Origin of the sequence: Paenibacillus sp. MER 180 (assembly GCF_023713665.1) — a bacterium.
Classification (GTDB): Bacteria; Bacillota; Bacilli; order Paenibacillales; family Paenibacillaceae; genus Paenibacillus_B; species Paenibacillus_B suaedae.
Map to the genome: position 1 here is coordinate 185,410 of NZ_JAMAVT010000011.1, position 16,648 is coordinate 202,057.

General features: G+C 48.9%; 17 protein-coding genes. 13 read left to right on the forward strand and 4 right to left on the reverse strand.

The genetic code is table 11. The features are described 5' to 3' along the window. Nucleotides 1-11 precede the first annotated feature (11 nt). On the forward strand, nt 12-470 hold the full coding sequence (gene rsbW, locus M3661_RS18930; protein WP_251487558.1) for an anti-sigma B factor RsbW: 459 nt from the start codon (nt 12-14) through the stop codon (nt 468-470). Next, on the forward strand, nt 467-1,237 hold the full coding sequence (locus M3661_RS18935; RefSeq protein WP_028532007.1) for a sigma-70 family RNA polymerase sigma factor: 771 nt from the start codon (nt 467-469) through the stop codon (nt 1,235-1,237). Before rsbW ends, M3661_RS18935 begins: the two co-directional genes overlap by 4 nt. A gap of 95 nt (nt 1,238-1,332) precedes the next feature. Here the strand turns inward: M3661_RS18935 and M3661_RS18940 are convergent, their stop codons facing one another. Continuing rightward, a complete protein-coding gene (locus tag M3661_RS18940; protein ID WP_021255298.1) occupies nt 1,333-1,716 on the reverse strand; it encodes a YtxH domain-containing protein in 384 nt (127 codons plus the stop codon). A gap of 91 nt (nt 1,717-1,807) precedes the next feature. Further along, a complete protein-coding gene (locus M3661_RS18945; protein WP_251487560.1) occupies nt 1,808-2,497 on the reverse strand; it encodes a phosphatase PAP2 family protein in 690 nt (229 codons plus the stop codon). A gap of 155 nt (nt 2,498-2,652) precedes the next feature. Between M3661_RS18945 and M3661_RS18950 the strand changes: the two genes are divergently transcribed. Both M3661_RS18950 and M3661_RS18955 read left to right on the forward strand, forming a co-directional pair. Next, nucleotides 2,653-3,660 carry an asparaginase gene (locus M3661_RS18950; RefSeq protein ID WP_251487563.1) on the forward strand — a complete coding sequence of 336 codons (1,008 nt, stop codon included), beginning with the start codon at nt 2,653-2,655 and terminating at the stop codon, nt 3,658-3,660. Between the two features lie 53 nt (nt 3,661-3,713). After that, nucleotides 3,714-4,418: a copper homeostasis protein CutC gene (locus M3661_RS18955; RefSeq protein ID WP_251487565.1), complete on the forward strand. Its 705-nt coding sequence runs from the start codon at nt 3,714-3,716 to the stop codon at nt 4,416-4,418. Nucleotides 4,419-4,511: 93 nt separating this feature from the next. Here M3661_RS18955 and M3661_RS18960 read toward each other — a convergent pair whose 3' ends face one another. Then, entirely contained in the window at nt 4,512-4,736 is a 225-nt protein-coding gene (locus tag M3661_RS18960) for a DUF1128 family protein (protein WP_021255294.1), read from the reverse strand. 271 nt (nt 4,737-5,007) lie between these two features. Between M3661_RS18960 and yyaC the strand changes: the two genes are divergently transcribed. From yyaC to M3661_RS19005, 9 genes are all read left to right on the forward strand, one after another. Next, on the forward strand, nt 5,008-5,565 hold the full coding sequence (gene yyaC / locus M3661_RS18965) for a spore protease YyaC (RefSeq protein WP_251487567.1): 558 nt from the start codon (nt 5,008-5,010) through the stop codon (nt 5,563-5,565). A 473-nt stretch (nt 5,566-6,038) separates the two neighbouring features. After that, nucleotides 6,039-6,833, forward strand: a complete 795-nt coding sequence (locus M3661_RS18970; protein WP_065291853.1) for an alpha/beta fold hydrolase — start codon at nt 6,039-6,041, stop codon at nt 6,831-6,833. A 159-nt stretch (nt 6,834-6,992) separates the two neighbouring features. Further along, a complete protein-coding gene (locus M3661_RS18975; protein WP_021255291.1) occupies nt 6,993-7,274 on the forward strand; it encodes an autorepressor SdpR family transcription factor in 282 nt (93 codons plus the stop codon). Further along, nucleotides 7,274-7,945: an SdpI family protein gene (locus M3661_RS18980; RefSeq protein ID WP_251487569.1), complete on the forward strand. Its 672-nt coding sequence runs from the start codon at nt 7,274-7,276 to the stop codon at nt 7,943-7,945. The genes M3661_RS18975 and M3661_RS18980 overlap by 1 nt, the downstream gene beginning before the upstream one ends. A gap of 5 nt (nt 7,946-7,950) precedes the next feature. After that, the gene (locus tag M3661_RS18985; protein ID WP_251487571.1) at nt 7,951-8,718 is read left to right on the forward strand and encodes a DUF6483 family protein; all 768 of its coding nucleotides are present in this window, start codon (nt 7,951-7,953) and stop codon (nt 8,716-8,718) included. 13 nt (nt 8,719-8,731) lie between these two features. Further along, entirely contained in the window at nt 8,732-9,934 is a 1,203-nt protein-coding gene (locus tag M3661_RS18990; RefSeq protein WP_251487572.1) for a class I SAM-dependent methyltransferase, read from the forward strand. 376 nt (nt 9,935-10,310) lie between these two features. Beyond that, a complete protein-coding gene (locus tag M3661_RS18995; RefSeq protein WP_021255287.1) occupies nt 10,311-10,988 on the forward strand; it encodes a PilZ domain-containing protein in 678 nt (225 codons plus the stop codon). A 75-nt stretch (nt 10,989-11,063) separates the two neighbouring features. Next, nucleotides 11,064-12,503: a hypothetical protein gene (locus tag M3661_RS19000; protein WP_251487574.1), complete on the forward strand. Its 1,440-nt coding sequence runs from the start codon at nt 11,064-11,066 to the stop codon at nt 12,501-12,503. Nucleotides 12,504-12,607: 104 nt separating this feature from the next. Continuing rightward, complete coding sequence (locus tag M3661_RS19005) at nt 12,608-14,704, forward strand: O-antigen ligase family protein (RefSeq protein ID WP_251487577.1); 2,097 nt, start codon at nt 12,608-12,610, stop codon at nt 14,702-14,704. A 587-nt stretch (nt 14,705-15,291) separates the two neighbouring features. On the opposite strand, the gene M3661_RS19010 is transcribed toward M3661_RS19005, so the two are convergent. Beyond that, the gene (locus tag M3661_RS19010; protein WP_251487579.1) at nt 15,292-16,599 is read right to left on the reverse strand and encodes an MFS transporter; all 1,308 of its coding nucleotides are present in this window, start codon (nt 16,597-16,599) and stop codon (nt 15,292-15,294) included. Between the last annotated feature and the right edge of the window lie 49 nt (nt 16,600-16,648).

Below are 16,648 nucleotides of genomic sequence, written 5' to 3' on the forward strand. Positions count from 1 at the left end.
GAATCAGAATTATGGAACACGCAAGAGAATGGAAGCGCGTTAAGTTATCATTGCCAGCACAAGCCGAATATGTGGAGTTGGCACGGTTGACTTTGTATGGTATCGCAAGCCGTATCGGATTCTCCTATGAGGATATAGAAGATATGAAGGTAGCGATTTCGGAAGCTTGCAATAATGCAGTGCTGTATGCGTATGATTCGCAGGGTGGAGTTGTTGAAGTACTGTTTGAGGTTGCTGAGGATGAGATTGGGATCATCGTACAGGATGAGGGAGCGAGCTTTGATGCAGCAAGCAAGACCAGTGGGGTGGAAGGCTTGCATGACAAGCAGGTTGAAGATATTCAGGCCGGTGGTCTTGGATTTTATTTAATGCAGGCGTTGATGGATGAGGTTGAAGTGATGAGCGTCGATGGTCACGGCACCGTTGTGAAGATGAAGAAGCGCTTGCAGCGAAGCGGGGAACTTCTATGAGTGCTGTCCCTCAACAACATTCATCCGAGGAAGCAACACGGCTCATACATGAATATCAAGCTACAAACGATAATGAGATTGCAACGATCCTCATTCAGAGATACGATCCCATGGTCAAGATGGCCGCAGGCAAGATTTCACGCAACCGTCCGGACTTGTATGAAGATTTGATGCAGGTCGGCAATATGGCATTGATCCGCTTATTGAAGCAATTCGATAGTTCGTTAGGTGTTCCGTTCGAAGCTTATGCGATGAAAAGTATGATTGGGCATATGAAGAACTTCTTGCGGGACAAGTCATGGTATATACAAGTTCCACGCCGGATTAAGGAAAAAGGTGCGCTCGTACAGCAGACCATTGATGAGCTGACAATGAAGCTTGAGCGGTCGCCTAATGTAAATGAGATTGCGGAGAAGTTGGAATTGTCCGTCGAAGAAACTGTCGAAGTTCTAGCCGGTCGAGAGTGCTATCATTACGTCTCCTTAGATACCCCATTATCGCAGGATGAGAGTGCTGCGACATTGGGAGAGCTGATTCGCTCTGAAGCCGACGATTATGAATCGGTGGAACGCAAGATGGATCTGATGGAGGCTATGAAGGAACTCAAGCCGGAAGAACAAAATGTATTGGCACTTATATTTAATGAAGGATTATCACAGCGTTCGGCTGCGGATCGTCTCGGCATTTCCCAAATGAGCGTGTCGCGCATCCAGCGGCGTGCAACGGAGAAACTTAAGAATATATTGACATCGAATAATTCTTCGTAGAAAAAATGAAGATGCTAGTCTGTATAGACAGCATCTTCATTTTGTGTCTGCTATGATAATTTGGATGCATTCTCATAAAAATTAGACACCGTTCACTATTCCTTCTTCAACTCGTCCGCAATTTCCTCTGCTACGTCTGCAGATGCTTCCTTCAGCTGATTTGCAGTGTTGGCTGTTGCTTCCTTTACGGTTGCAGCGAATTCCTTGGATGCTTCTTTCACGCTGCTAACGACTGCACCCGCTTTTGATCCAACCGTTTTTACGGTTTCGGCTGTGCGGGATCCAAGATCTGTCGCCATTTCTTTTGTTTTGCCGCCTACTTGCTGTGCCTTATCGCTTATATCTGAGCGCAGCTCGCGTCCGGATTTCGGCGCAAGCAGCAGAGCTGCCGCCGCTCCTATCGCGCCCCCGATGAGAAGTCCCTTTACAAATGTGTTGCAATCCATTTTTGCGTTATTGCATTCTGTGTTTTGACTCATACTAACCTCTCCTTTTGTGTGTAGTCGAATGTCTTACTAGAGGATTACACAATTTTAGGAGGTTTGAAACAGAGGCACCCATTATCTGTACCTATCGGGCGCTTCTCTTGCGGTCTCTCAGCCACTGCATCGCCATAATGGTAAACAGAAGCCAGATTGCACCTGCCGTGTATCCGCCCAGCACATCGGTTACGTAATGAACACCCAAATAAATGCGGCTAAGCCCGATGCATACAATAAGTAATACCGTAAGTACAAGCACATATCCGGCAGGCTTGCCCTGTTCTTTTAAGTGAACCCATATTAAATATCCAATCATGCCGAAGAAGGCAGTACTAACCATGGAGTGACCGCTTGGAAAGCTGTAGCCATGTTCAACGACCCAGTGTTCCCAGTCTGGTCTTGCCCGCTGGAAGCAGATCTTCAGGCCTTCATTGACCAAGGCGCCTCCCAGCGAGACAGTCAGAAGGCTTATGGCGTCCCATCTGCGCTTGTACACGAAGGCAAGGAGTACAATAAGTATGCCAGCCAACGGTACAACGACACGGCTAGATCCGATATGGGTGATCCATGTGACGACAGTTGTTAAGGTAGGGGAGGCTGCTTGGCGTACCGTATCCGTTACGTAGCGATCGAAGTCAGTCGTTTGATTCAGAAGAACACTTCTAGTGATAAAAAAGAAAACGATAGCCAAGATAAGTGTCGCGGCAGCTCCCCCCAGAAGATTTAGTGCGAACTTGCGTTTTGCTTCTGGCGTAACGCCCCGATATTGTTGTTTCACAGTTGTCAACACTTCTCCTTTAGGTGTATGTTTACATTACAAGATGTCCGCTGATGCTTCTTAAAGCACGGATTATGGACAAAAGGTAAATATGTAATATCAATAACATATTTCCATGCTTTGTTGCAACTGGAAGAAATGAAAGGAAGACGAACATGAATGAACGTCTAGTGGAGGAAACACGTAACGGCTGGCTGGAGTGCGAGCATCGCGGTGCAATCTGTGGTGTCGATCGCCATCTGCAGCCTCAATATGCGCTCGGAGATATATATACACCGATGTTCCTGCGTTCGGCAGGCAAGCCATTGCAGGCGATCCCTGTTGTTCGCAGTGGGACACTTGAGCATTATGGGCTGCAAACTCGAGATTTAGCGTTGATGACAGCGTCTCATCGAGGAGAATCCATTCATATTGATACGATGGAACACATTATGCAGTGTGCGGGACTTGAAGAGAATCATTTGATTTGCTCGCCCTCTTTTCCATTGAACGAAGAAGTGAAAGAGCAGTATTTGCGCGATGGAGGAGAACGCCGGAGAGCGTATCATAATTGTGCGGGCAAGCATTTCGGCGTCCTTGCATGGAGCCATATGATGGGCTGGGATCTGGCGACTTATACGGAACCTGAACATCCCGCACAGCAAGAGATTACACGTACAATCGGCGAGATGGCAGGTGTTGATCCAGAACAGATGCATGCAGGTACGGATGGCTGTGGTTTCCCGGTGTATGCACTTCCGCTTCAAGGACTCGCAACGGCGTATGTGAAGATCGCCTGCCCAGAGCTTATTAAGGATGAACCGACTCGCCAGGCTGCAGAGCGCATTCGCAATGCAATGCAGGAGCATCCATTATTAGTTGGCGGTACGAATCGGGTTGACTCGCTGTTGATGGAAGATAAGAACATCATAGCCAAGGGCGGCTTCAAAGGGATATTTGCCTTCGGACTTCGTCGTGAAGGTCTGAGCTTCGCCTTCAAGGTAGCGGATGGTTCAGATGAGGAATGGGCGCATATTGTTGCATCGATTCTCGAACAGATTGGCTATGAGGAGAAGTCGACAATTGAGCGTATTCGTCGCGTGTTCCCAGGCACAATTCGGAACGACAACGGCCGTGTGGTCGGTGAACAGAAGACGGTATTTCAGCTTCAAGCATTGAAGTGAGAGGTATGATGCGCAATTTCGTTGTAGTATGACATCATAGAAGAGGTGAGCTAATGAATCCCATACTCTTAGAGGTTATCGGTACGACAGTGCAAGAGGTGAAGGAAGCGGAGCTGCATGGAGCGGATCGCATTGAACTGATTACTGCATTTTCAGAAGGGGGACTAACCCCTAGTCTCGGGCTCGTTGAAGAGGCTATAGCTTCCGTAAGTATTCCGGTTAATGTGATGGTACGGCCGCATAGCCGTTCATTCGTGTATGATGCGGACGATCGAGCAACAATTGTGCGCGATACTCGCTTGTTACGTAAAACTGGAGCGAATGCTATTGTTTTTGGCGCGCTTACACCGGAAGGGAAGGTAGACGTTGATCTGCTTGAGAGAGTGTTGGAGGCGGCCGGCGATTTGCCGCTGACCTTCCATCGCGCGATCGATAAGTCTGCCGACCTGCTACAAGCCTTGGATGTTCTGCTTGCTTACCCACAGGTGACTACTGTACTGACATCGGGCGGTCAGCCAAGCGCTCTGCAAGGCCTTGCGTGTATCCAGTCCATGGTGCGGCAGGTTGCTGGCTCGAATCTGGGGATTCTGGCTGGCAGTGGACTGACCGCGGAGACGGTGGTTGATTTCACAAGGGAAGCAGGAGTGAAGCAGGTTCATTTTGGATCGAATGTACGCATGGGCGGTCATGCCCTAGCACCAATTGACCCTGAACGTCTGCGGGCTTTGCGGTCGTCGCTCAATACAATTACGGTATAAATAAAAATAGCTCCCGAGCCGCTTTGCTTATGCACTGTGCGCTAGGAGCTATTTTTCGTTTGGTTGCAACTGGTGATGCGATACGACAAAGTGTTAGGAACGGCGTAATTTGCCGAGCTCAGAGACAATCGCCTCTACTTCACTGATGCTGAAAGCAGGCTTGCTCATAATGATATCGTAAATATCCTTGATGTCGTCATATTGCTCTACGGAGAACGCAGAGGACTGCATCGCTGCTGCCGTAGCCATCTTCAATTTATCCTTGATCACATCAATCATCATTTCTACATTGGCTTGCGTTCTTTCATTGGAAACCATGGTTCTCCTCCTTAGACGCTATTGCAATAACGTCCTATTCAACATGTCCGTATTGTATCACGAAAGCAGTGGAAACAAAACGATATCCTCGCGTAATTCAATGTTCGTCTCCGAGGCATTTCTTATCCTTCCTTCCTTATTGTGCCTTGCTTGGCATCAGTGGAATTGTACAGTAGAATGTGAATCATGAAGCAGATTGAATCATGTAGCAGAATGAATTATGAAGTAGGATTGATCAAGAAGTACAAAGAACAGAAGGAGCTCTCCGCCCATGCAAGTCAACGGCAATATGAATAAGGTATACGAACAGAGCGGCCAGAGAACGCGCTGCACGATAGATCGTCTCCAAGATTGGCTGCGGAAAGTCGCGGACAAGCATCAAGGTCAGGATGTTATGTTCGTCTGCATCGGTACCGACCGATCCACAGGAGATGCGCTTGGACCCTTGGTTGGCACCCGACTTGCGCAGCGTGGATTGCAGGTGGTAGGGACGATGGAAGAGCCATGTGATGCCACGAATTTGCAATCCCGGTTATCTGCGCTGCGGGATCATGTTGTGACGGTTGCAATCGATGCTTGCCTCGGACATCCAGGCTCCGTAGGACAATATCTGGTCAGCCACTCCTCCTTACAGCCAGCAGAATCGGTCGGCTTAGCTATGCCAGCAGTGGGTCAATACAGCATTGCTTGTGTCGTGAATGTGAATGGCCCGAAGCCGTATTGGACATTGCAGACGACTTCCTTGCATCACGTCATGAAGATGGCGGACGAAATAGCGGATGCTATCATCGAATCATTTCTTCCCGAGCCAAGCATAAATACCGAATAACCTCCATACAAATGATGTCGTGGGCCAAAAAAAGATGGAGCCGGATCGCCCTCCGCCTCCATCATTCGGGTTCATACAGATGTGCGTGTTAAGCTGTACCGATCCGTTCTGGGGGAACGGATCATTTTTTACTTTCCCGGTCCGTCAGCTTGATGATGAGCTGAACTAACCCGAGAATAAATGCACTCGTGGCAAAGAAAAGTTCGAACCCTTGCATATTGTTCACCCCCCCTCTATTCGAGATCGCAGATTACTGGTGCGGGCAATGCTTGGAGTTGGCTGCTGATTCAGGCATTTATGGGTAGTGTAATATACTATATATGTATGGATGTTTTTGGAATGAAAGAATGCTTCGGACAAGCTTTTTTGAAAATTTTGTGTAATGGTAATTAAAGGTGCATATTTCGGCAGGTTCTGCATAAAATGAAGGCTTGCGAATTTGAGAACGTACCAAAAGGAGAGAGGGATAAGCGATGACAAGAATACAGGTGGATGCTAACTTTACGATGAATGTAGAACAGCAAGGACAAGGCCCTGCTGTCCTATTGCTTCATGGCTATTGTGGAAGTTCGAAATATTGGGAAGCGATAATGCCGATGCTGGCGCAGAACTATCGCGTCATTGCTCCAGATTTGCGAGGTCATGCCAAGTCAGATTCACCTGTAGGCGCATATACCATTGAACAAATGGCTGACGATGTGCTTGCGCTTGCCGATAAGCTCGAGCTATCGCAATTTGTGCTGCTTGGTCACTCTCTTGGTGGATATATTACGCTGTCGTTCGCTCAGCGCTATAGCAGCCGCTTGCATGGGTTCGGGCTGATCCATTCCACGAGCTTGCCGGATACCGAAGAGGGCAAGCAGAATCGCTTGGCCGTTGTCGAGAAGCTGCAATCGCAAGGTATCGTTCCTGTTGTGGACGGATTAATCCCGAAGCTGTTCGCGCCACAGCATCTTGAAGAGCATGCCTTGCAGGTGAGCAGGGCGAAGGAGATTGGATATTGCACACCGCCGCAAGGAGCTGCTGGAGCAGCGCTTGCGATGAGAGAGCGAACTGATCGGACTTCGGTATTGCAAGCAACTGAGTTACCCGTGCTGTTAGTAGCGGGAGAGCACGATCAGATTGTGACAGCAGATAAAGCCTTTACGGCGAGCGGGGACAATATTTCGCAGGTTACGATAGAGAAGGCGGGTCATATGAGTATGATGGAGACGCCAGCGACACTTGCGGATGCGCTGCACACCTATTTAGCTAATGTATTTCAGTAATAGGCAGCAGAAGTGTTCTGATGTATTAGGGGACAACGATGATATGGATGACCACGTTTAGGGGAGCTTCACTTGAGGAAGCTCCCCTTTTTCGCTATACTTGACTTACTTTTTGGATGTCTGAATCCGAATATTATGTACATGAAGCGAGGCTTTGACATGAATGAGGCGTTTAAAGCACTTGCAGATCCGACCAGGCGACAGATTATAACCTTGTTGAAGGATAAGGATATGACGGCAGGAGACATCGCCGATCACTTTAATATGACGAAGCCAAGCATCTCTCATCATCTGAATGGGTTGAAGCAAGCGAAGCTCATTCTTGATGAGCGGCGAGGCCAGCATATATGGTACTCACTCAATACAACCGTATTGCAGGAGGCTCTCGGCTGGTTTCTTGATATCATTTCATACCAGGGGAAGCGAGGGAGGGATGATTAATGAAACTACTGGATCACACTCTGGAGAGAAGGGCATTTCTTGTATTGTTTGTGTACAATGTGATTGTAGCTGGACTGATGTGGCTGGCATATCCGAAGCTTCCAGAGAGGATTGTATCCCATTTCAACTACTATGGCGCTCCTGACGGGACAATGGAGAAGACGATAGTTTTTATCATATTCTCTGCTATCTTAATACTGATCCCCGTACTTTTGCCGTTCATTCGACGTGCAGATCCGCAGCAGCACAATTACAAGAAATTCGAATCCACATACATATGGTTCGGCTGGGCATTGTCTGTGTTCCTGCAAGCTATATTCGGCGTTGTGATCGGCTATCATCTAATTAACGGGTTTCCAGTGCAATCTCTGATTTTAACTGCGCTCGGATTGTTGTGGATGTTCCTTGGCAACATGTTTGGACGTGTGCGGTTCAACTATTTTTTCGGTATCCGTACGCCGTGGACGCTTGCAGACGAACAGGTATGGCGCAAAACGCATCGTCTGGCAGGCAAGGTGTGGCTTATATCGGGTTTACTAGCATGTGCTGGAGCATGGCTGCTGCCCCTCCACTGGGGTGGATATATCGGTTTACTTGTAATAGCGGTATCAGTCTTTGTCCCCATGATTTATTCCTACCTTGTCTTTCAATCTAAAATACGGCCGAGGTGATGGTGATGCACCAACGTGATTATTTACTCCGTTTAATTGAAGAGATGACTCGTATGTTTGGTCAAGCGCTTGGACTAAAGGAAAAGAAGAAGCGTGAGCAACTGATTGTCGAGTGGGATGAATTGTTGCAGCGCCGTTTTCGGATTAGCGGGGAACTGGCTGACAAGCTTCCGGCAGAGGACATCATACGACTGTTCCGGACGGGAGAGCGGCTGCATGCAGATGAGATCCAAGCATTGGCGATTGTACTGTATGAGCGGGCTAAGTTGGAATGGGAACGAAGCAGGCATGATAATGAGTCGTCGCCGTTTGGCGCTGCCGAAGTGCCGCGATATGGTGAGAGCATGATGGGAACTGACAATGACGAGACAATATATATTCTGCGATTGATGAAGTCGTACGAGCTTTTGCTGGAAGCGACCTCGCAAGGTAGTGATCGGAGGCTGCTTCCGGTTCAAGACTCGATGGAAGCGATATATCAGGTAATCAAAGGCTATCATATTGATAATCGCTTAAGGGAGAAGATGTGGCGCTGGTTTGAGAAGGAGGGTCGTCTGGCTGAAGCAGAGGACTCTTTGTTTGAGTGGTTGAACAGTGAAGAGCGGCATCATCCTGAGCAGGCAGCAAGTCGATATACGCAAGCGTTGAAGTTCTATGAACGACTTGATGCAATGTCGGATGAGACGCTTCTAGAAGGCGGATTAAGCCGAGAAGAGGTCATCTCGGGCAGAGAAGACGTAAGTAAGAGTACAGCATGGCAAATGGAACGGTAGGAGTTATAAGCAGATGGAACAATTAACAGAGTTAGTTGAACGAGTGATTACAGAACAAATCTTAAGCAGTGCAGTGCTTAGCCAGCTGCGGCGCAAGCCTGAGGAGGGCTACACCAAGGTGCTGCTCAAGCCGGTGCAGTTGCGCGGGCAGATTCAGATCCAGTTCGAGTATCATTATGATAATAAGGTGACGCATGATAATGTCCCGTTAACAGAAGCGGCTGCGAAGGTGATGTCTTTATTCGAGAGTACATTCAAGCAGGGACTGTTGCGGACAACAGAGGGCGATTACCAAGTGTTGATCAGCAAGAAATTCAAGGTAACGATTCGCAAGCAAGCGGCAGTTGTGCGCAAGGTTGAAGTGTCACATAACCGCAAGAAGCAATATGTGTTGAACGAGGGAGTTCCGGTTCCATTCTTGGTCGAACTGGGCATCATGGGCAAGGAAGGAAATGTGATTGCAGCGAAATATGATAAGTTCCGCCAAATCAATCGCTTCCTCGAAATGGTAGCGGATGTGCTGCCGCATCTGCCGAGCAATCGTACGGTTCGCATTATCGATTTTGGCTGCGGCAAATCGTATCTAACGTTCGCGCTGTATCATTTTCTGCATGTAGAATCCAAGCTCCCGGTTCACATTGTAGGGTTGGACTTGAAGCGGGACGTCATCGAACGGTGCGAGGCGCTTGCTAGGCGCCTTGACTATGACGGACTCTCCTTCCAAATGGGGGATATCGCCCAATATGAAGGTGCCGATGAGGTCGATATGGTGGTGACGCTGCACGCTTGTGATACCGCGACAGATGCAGCGCTAAACAAGGCTGTACGGTGGGGAGCTCAAGTTATCTTGTCGGTTCCATGCTGCCAGCATGAATTGAACCGTCAGGTGGAGCAGAGCGTGCTGGAGCCCTTGTTGAGACACGGCATATTGAAGGAACGTTTCAGTGCCTTGGCGACGGATGGACTGCGGGCGAAGTTGCTTGATTGCGTAGGATATCGTACACAATTGCTCGAATTTATTGATATAGAGCACACACCCAAGAATATTTTGATTCGTGCGGTTCGCGGTGAAGAACCTGCTGGGCAGGTAGAGAAGACTGACCCGCAAATGTGGAACGAGTATGAGACGTTCAGACAGTTTTTGAACGCAGATCCGTACTTGGAGCATGTCCTGCAGGAGCTGTTGGAAGCTCGTGGCTGCAAGCGCACAGTATAAGTATCTAAGGCTAGAGCCCTCTCCGTTGTAGAGGGTTCTTTTTGATGTGGGGGATAGTGAGCTGCATACATGAACTCCTTGGTCGAGCGACTCTATCCAGCAGTATGCTTCTCTTCAAATTCCCTCCGTTTTGGACGATATATAAAGGAAGGTAGTATGGAACAGGAACAGTAACAAATCAATGCCCATTAAAAGAATCTATAGCTGCATGGTTATAGAACAGGGCAAAGTGAGTTGTTGCAATAGAACAAGCAGGACGCCTATGTCTGGCTCGATCTTCATACAGCAAGAGCAAGATTAACGTGAATAATGAAACGAAGCGAAGCGGAGCAAGGGGATAAACTGCGAACGAAGAACCTAGGAGGTTGAACGGTCAATGACGGGAGCTTATGTAACGGATGCTCCAGAGCATTTGTTAATGTCGCTTTTGCACAGTCGTACAGTGCTTGAGGGCGACAACTGCATTGCAACGGGAGTATTGTCTTATTTAGAAGGAGATGTCATGGAGGTAGAACTGCCAGAATTCGAGCGGTTTGAACTTGGAGAGGCGCTGAAGGTGACCATATATTCGCCGGTAGGCATATTTAATTTCCATACTCAGGCTGTGGCACGGCATGAAGGGTCGTTGATGCTTATTCATCCGCCGCATCAACAGCGCAAATTTACAGACCAACGCTTATTTCCGCGAATAGAGGTGCGCAAGCACGGATACGTATTGCCTCCACGACCAGCGGAAGGAATGGCAATTACGCCGACGCCAATACCGATTCATATCGAAGATATTAGTTTGAATGGGATCGGCTTCAACATTAAGGGGAACTCTTCATTCGTGGAAGGAAGCGAATTAGAGGCTGAACTGCAGCTTGGATTTGCTGTTCCTTGCCGCTTAACGATTGCTCGTATGGCGAGTCGGGAAGACGATATCTTCTATGGAGCCAAGCTTCAGGTAACCAGTGATCCTGCACAACGGTCCCTGCGTGCATTTATTATGCGGGAACAGATTAAATCACATATTGATCGCAAATCAAAAAATTCAATAACAGCTCGCCCATAACATGCTAAAATAGCAATGTACTTCACCATTACATAGAATAGAAATGGTAGGAGAGAAAGGGAGGGAGGGAGCAGCTTGAAGCGCGCTTCTCGTCATGTAAGGAACTTATTAATCGGATGTCTTGGCATCGTGCTCCTATTAAGCGCCTTACCAACATCGACGTCAGCAGCTGGGCTAAATAATCGATACCCGACTAAGGTATTTGAGGTATTCACAGACGTTGCAATGAATCAGGAAGGGCGTCAGAAGATTAGGGCCGAGTTAATTCAGCCATCTGTTACGAATGTTACGTATCAGGAAGTGGTGAACATTGATCCTGCAATTGCCGAAGTAAAGGTAGATTTACCTAACGAAGAATACGTGGTGACGCCGCATAGTCCAGGATCGACTACGGTCGAGTTCAAATGGACCCAAGGGGATGGAACGGTACTTCATCATAAGTTTGTCGTTGCGGTAGTCGACCCCTCACAGGGTAATATTATTCCTCGGATTAGAGAACCTGAACAGGAAAGTTATGTGCAGCTGGGGTCTTCTGAAATCAATGATTTCCAATATATATTTGAGAATGTAGATTGGAGATCCAACTTACCGGTACCTTATAACGAGCTTCGCTCTGGAAATGGATTCAATAATATAACACCTGTTAATCAGAAAAGATATATTTTCAGCGCTGTGGCTCAGAACGCAGTGGATACTAGATGGGTATTCAAAGTAACAATAAAAGATACGAACGGTAAAGATATATCCGCTACATACTATAAGGACTATAAAATCAATCAGTCACCCAGCCTGAAAAATAATTTTGATCGTACTGTGCATTTGATGCCTGGCGGGGAAGCTAGTATCGTGCTGTCACGGTATTTTGAGGATTTAGACAACGATGAATTATTCTATACTGCAGTCTCGGCAAACGGCCTGGTCTCATGCGAGATTAATGGGGATAACCTGTTGTTGCGTGCGAGAGCCGATTCCGCAGAGGGCATCGAGAAAATCACGATTACTGCGGATGATCAACGACAAGGTATTCCTGCGCATGGAACATTAAGCATGTACATCAGCAAACCGCGCGAAGTTGGCATTGCCGGTACTTATCCAGAAGTAGATAACGGCTTTGAAGTGATGCCAGCTGGCTCCGGTGAGTATTACATGGCTCCATTTGAACAGTATCTGCCTTCCTATGCAGAGCTCGAACAGAAGGTTGCATCAGGTAATGCTCGTAAGGGAGAACTGACAAGTGGGGGCAGCCTTACATTCATCATTGATCAACAAAAGGGCCAATCTAAAGGATTTGATGAAGGACAGTATGGTCTCTATCTGTTCGATGGAACGACGGTCACGCTGGAGCGAGCGATTGAACTGTCCGGCAAAGAGAAAGTCATTCGTGAATTGAAGGAGCTGGCTGCCGCAAGAGGCGAATCATCCTATCAGATTGTGGACGCCCAGCAATGGCTGTTCACGAAGGGTGACAATAATTTTGTTCGCGCTAAGATCGTGATGGCGATTCTCGCAGAATAACAAGCAGTATCGTTAGAAGGTCAACCTAAGGGTTGGCCTTCTTTTTGATTGTCCATCATAATAGATATAGAATTGGTAGAATCGGGAAAGAAGGGGGAGTGCAGATGAAGGTGGATTTACAACAAGATGGCCATGGCAATTTTGTTGTTTTGTATGTTGGAATCGGGATAATCTTCGCTGTGCTTCTTGTTGCGTTATGGAAGCAGGGGCTGTTCTATGATCGCGATGTGGGAATGCTATCTCTCCTGCTCTGTGCAGCTTCTGTATGTATGCTTGCCGCATGGAGGTGGGATGCAGTCCTTCCATTGCCACTCATATATCCGCTTCCCCTGCTCATTGGCTACCTCATTAGCTGGGTGTTAGGGCCTGCAACCGTATATGGCACAGAGATGCAAATCCTAAGAACCGCGATGCTGCAAGCTTGGATTATACTGCTCGCCATTATGCTGCACAGAGGGGGGGGGCAGGCTAAGCGGCTCATTACAGGTTCAATCATGTTAGTCGGATTCCTAATCAGTGGCAGCGCTCTTGGCATGCTCTATGGATGGATACCGAATGAATCAGGTGTGATGGTGAGTCAGAATTCAGAATTGTCGGCGTTTGGATTTCGATTAGGTGGGGTTGTCCAATACCCGAATACGCTCGGTGTACTTGCCGGGGCATTCGCGTTACTGCACTTGAACGGCGCAGCCTGTGCGGCGGCTAAAGCTCGAAGCCAACGGAGTGGAAGTATTCATGTACGGGTAATCTCGACCAAATGGCTGTTTGCGGCTGTGCCGATTGTTCCCCATTTGGTCGTCCTTGGTCTTACTGAATCAAGGGGATCCTGGATCGTATTTGGTATCGTATTGCTGGTTGGAATCTGGAGCGCTCGCGGCTTTCGTGCGGAGTACGTGACGACGTTTTTGTGGTTCGGAGCATGGTCTTTCCTAGCGGCCGCGTGGAGTGCCTCGATGTGGCAGAGTGGGGATGGGTGGCTGCCGATGCCTGTTTGGTTCACTTGGATCGGTTCAATTGTACTGTTCAGCGGCGTAATGCTGAGTCTATCTCAGAACCGTTGGCTACGAAATGGGTTGATTCTCATCATACTTCCAATGCTTATGATAGCAGGCATTCACTTGCTGCCTACAGGGGCAAGCAGCCGGATTACGGATCATTATGCTACTGCAGGAGCGCGAACATTGTTCTATAAGGATGCAATTACGCTGTGGAAGGAACATCCTTGGTTCGGCGCAGGCGGAGATTCATGGCGGCAGCAGTTTGCACGCATTCAGAGCGAGCCGTATGTTGGCAAGGAAGTGCACAGCAGCGTGCTGGATATGCTGCTTGATGTAGGGCTGGTATTTACAATGCCTGCAATAGGGTTAGTATTAGCAGCATTGCTGCTAGCATGGCGTCGGCATGCCGGATTCGGATTGGCCGCAGCGATGCTGCTTGCACATAGTCTGATTGATTTCGACATGTCGTATGGGCTAGTGACGCTGCTGTTCGCAGTGCTGCTAACGCTGGGCTTGTACGATGAGAGCCTCAATCATGGCTCTCCAAGGATGCGCTTCGCGCTGTGGCAGGTGGGCACGAAGCGCGGGAAGCGTCTCGCGGCACTGCTGCTTGCCGCTCCGCTGGCAGCCGCAATCGTGCTCGCGTCGTGCCACCTCGTGGCACAACAGCTCGCCGCGGCTGCCAGCGCTGATGCCGACAAGGCCACAGGCCCTGTCGGCATGGCCCGCGCGCATGCGCAGCAAGTGGCTGCGCTGCGCTGGGCGCCCGCGAACACGGCGCTTCGCATCGCCGTGAGCCGAACCTTGCCTCCGCAGGAGGCGCTTGCCCTTCTGCAGGAAGGGCTGCGCTACGAACGCGATGGCAAGGGGCTCTACCGTACGCTCGCCTTGGCAAGTGCACGCCTTGGCCGCGCCGATGACGCCGCCGCTTGGTGGGAGGCGGCGGTTAGCAGCGACCGCTTCGATCGCGTGCTGCAGACCGAAGCCATTGAGAAGCTGGCGCTTGCGGCGCACTACAGTGCAGATCGCCTTCAAGCGACTGCATATGCGAATGCAGCAGGCAAGATGTTCCGACAATATGAAGCGGAGGCACATCATGTTCTTCTCATGCGCAATCCTGCGAACGGCAAGCGCTTCGCTATGACGGAGGAAGCGAGGCGGGCTTACAGCTCGATCGTGTCGTTGATCACGAGGGGACAGTAGTTCATGGACGTTAACCAGCACTCGAGCGCTGGTCGCCTTCATTTGACGCGGACTATTCTCATAAAATTGAAGGCGATCTGACTCTAAGACGGCTCAGTCCACCGTGTATGACGAACTGAAGGAAAATGTGCAACCGTGGATTTCAGTGAATGTTACAGATAATGAACTTGGTGGAAAGCTGGCCTCAATCGTGCTGACGGCAGAAACTTCCGAAGGTAAATAGCTTGGTAAGACTCGGATGTATGTCTAAGATCTCTAGGCTTTTTTGTGAACATGCTGTGTCTGCCGGCATGCCGATAGGGGCGGAATCTCGAACAACTCAAGAAAAAACCGGCCTCGTCGCAGATAATGCGAACAGAGGCCGATTTGAACTTTCCGCTGAATTAATATTCGCCACTCCAAGGCGGTACGATCAGATTAATAGCATCGTCCCGCAGCATCCGGTTGAAATCAGCGGTACGTACCTTCGCTGGAGCGAGTACGTAAATGTTGCCAGCACGATAAACGATATGAAAATGACATCCATAAGACGGAAAGTTGGCTTATTTTCAGGCTCCATACTGGAGTCTTTTGATCTGCATAAACCGCTACCCGGAAACCTCCTGCATTTCTTGCGGCTGCGTTGATTGGAACCTGGTCGGCCATAATACGTGCTGAAAACTCAGGCATATGACGCCAATGATGAAGACAACTGTTCCCAGCAAGAAAAACACCTTGCTCACACCCATTCCACGAATCAGTAAGCCTCCGATTAAAGGCGCACCTACCATCATCGTGCTGGCGGACATATTTTGAATGCCAAAGATCCGGCCTGTCATACCCTCAGGAGTTTCTTTCTGTAGGACATAGTTATAAGTCACGATAGACAGCCCGTTTCCAATACCGATCACAAGTCCCAAGACGATGCTCCATATTTCTTGCGAATCCGCTCTTAAGAGTCCCATACTTCCAAAAGCAGCTCCAATCAACGCGGCTCCTCCTCCGATACCAGGTCCGTACCTTACTTTGCCAAGACGGTTCAGCAGCAGGATGGTGATAAACGCTCCGACTCCTGTGGCAGCCACCATCCAGCCAAGCAGAGACTCGTTATGAGGGGCAATTTCCCGATACAACGTCGGAAACTGGAAATCGATCATCAAAATAATCAGCATAATGATCATATTCACGATAAAACTACTAAAAAGAATCCGGCGCTGCAGCAGCAATGCCCACCCTTGCTTCCATAATTGGGCGAAGCTCATCTTAGTCTCTGCGCCGTTTTCCGAGTCATCAGAATTCTCCCGATTCTCTGCTTTTGCATTTTCATCGATATGCCGCATTGTATATAGCAAGATGCAGGAGAAAAAGCGCGTGATGGCATTCACCAAAATACATAATTGTGGGGAGATCACTGTTAAAGCCACTGCGCCGAGCAGGGGCCCCGCGATTTTGGAAAATTGATTGACGAGCCCGTTATACGAGGTTGCTTTGAGCAGTTGATTCTCCTGAACCACCTGGCGCGTTAACGCTTGATGCGCTGGAACGCGGAATACTCCCATTGTGGCGCGAAACGCAAGCAAAGGCAGCATCCAGTACATGCCGGGAACAAACAGCAGCAATATGGTGAGCAGCGTCTCGGCTGCATCGGCCAACAGCATGAGATTGACCTTCTTCCAGCGGTCGGCGATTACACCGGCGAAAGATCCGAACAGAATGCCGGGGAGAGCGATCATCACCGGAATCAAGGCGATCATAAACGGATCCGCATGCCAGCGGTATGCCACCAGAATCTCAATTGCAAAGACGTCGAACCATTCGCCGAAAGATGAGACGGCATAAGCCGAGTACATTTTAGTAAAAATCCGATTCTGCCAAATAGATACCTGGCGCCCGTTTGATACAGATGTGGTAGACATGCATATTTCCTCCGTTAAATTAGAATTACTCTCACTTTAACGAAGAAAT

What these genes read in the sequence shown, in the direction of transcription:
- rsbW (WP_251487558.1), top strand. Translation starts at nt 12, where the DNA reads ATGGAACACGCAAGAGAATGGAAGCGCGTTAAGTTATCATTGCCAGCA.
- M3661_RS18935 (WP_028532007.1), top strand. Translation starts at nt 467, where the DNA reads ATGAGTGCTGTCCCTCAACAACATTCATCCGAGGAAGCAACACGGCTC.
- M3661_RS18940 (WP_021255298.1), bottom strand. Translation starts at nt 1,716, where the DNA reads ATGAGTCAAAACACAGAATGCAATAACGCAAAAATGGATTGCAACACA.
- M3661_RS18950 (WP_251487563.1), top strand. Translation starts at nt 2,653, where the DNA reads ATGAATGAACGTCTAGTGGAGGAAACACGTAACGGCTGGCTGGAGTGC.
- M3661_RS18955 (WP_251487565.1), top strand. Translation starts at nt 3,714, where the DNA reads ATGAATCCCATACTCTTAGAGGTTATCGGTACGACAGTGCAAGAGGTG.
- M3661_RS18960 (WP_021255294.1), bottom strand. Translation starts at nt 4,736, where the DNA reads ATGGTTTCCAATGAAAGAACGCAAGCCAATGTAGAAATGATGATTGAT.
- yyaC (WP_251487567.1), top strand. Translation starts at nt 5,008, where the DNA reads ATGCAAGTCAACGGCAATATGAATAAGGTATACGAACAGAGCGGCCAG.
- M3661_RS18970 (WP_065291853.1), top strand. Translation starts at nt 6,039, where the DNA reads ATGACAAGAATACAGGTGGATGCTAACTTTACGATGAATGTAGAACAG.
- M3661_RS18975 (WP_021255291.1), top strand. Translation starts at nt 6,993, where the DNA reads ATGAATGAGGCGTTTAAAGCACTTGCAGATCCGACCAGGCGACAGATT.
- M3661_RS18980 (WP_251487569.1), top strand. Translation starts at nt 7,274, where the DNA reads ATGAAACTACTGGATCACACTCTGGAGAGAAGGGCATTTCTTGTATTG.
- M3661_RS18985 (WP_251487571.1), top strand. Translation starts at nt 7,951, where the DNA reads ATGCACCAACGTGATTATTTACTCCGTTTAATTGAAGAGATGACTCGT.
- M3661_RS18990 (WP_251487572.1), top strand. Translation starts at nt 8,732, where the DNA reads ATGGAACAATTAACAGAGTTAGTTGAACGAGTGATTACAGAACAAATC.
- M3661_RS18995 (WP_021255287.1), top strand. Translation starts at nt 10,311, where the DNA reads ATGACGGGAGCTTATGTAACGGATGCTCCAGAGCATTTGTTAATGTCG.
- M3661_RS19005 (WP_251487577.1), top strand. Translation starts at nt 12,608, where the DNA reads ATGAAGGTGGATTTACAACAAGATGGCCATGGCAATTTTGTTGTTTTG.
- M3661_RS19010 (WP_251487579.1), bottom strand. Translation starts at nt 16,599, where the DNA reads ATGTCTACCACATCTGTATCAAACGGGCGCCAGGTATCTATTTGGCAG.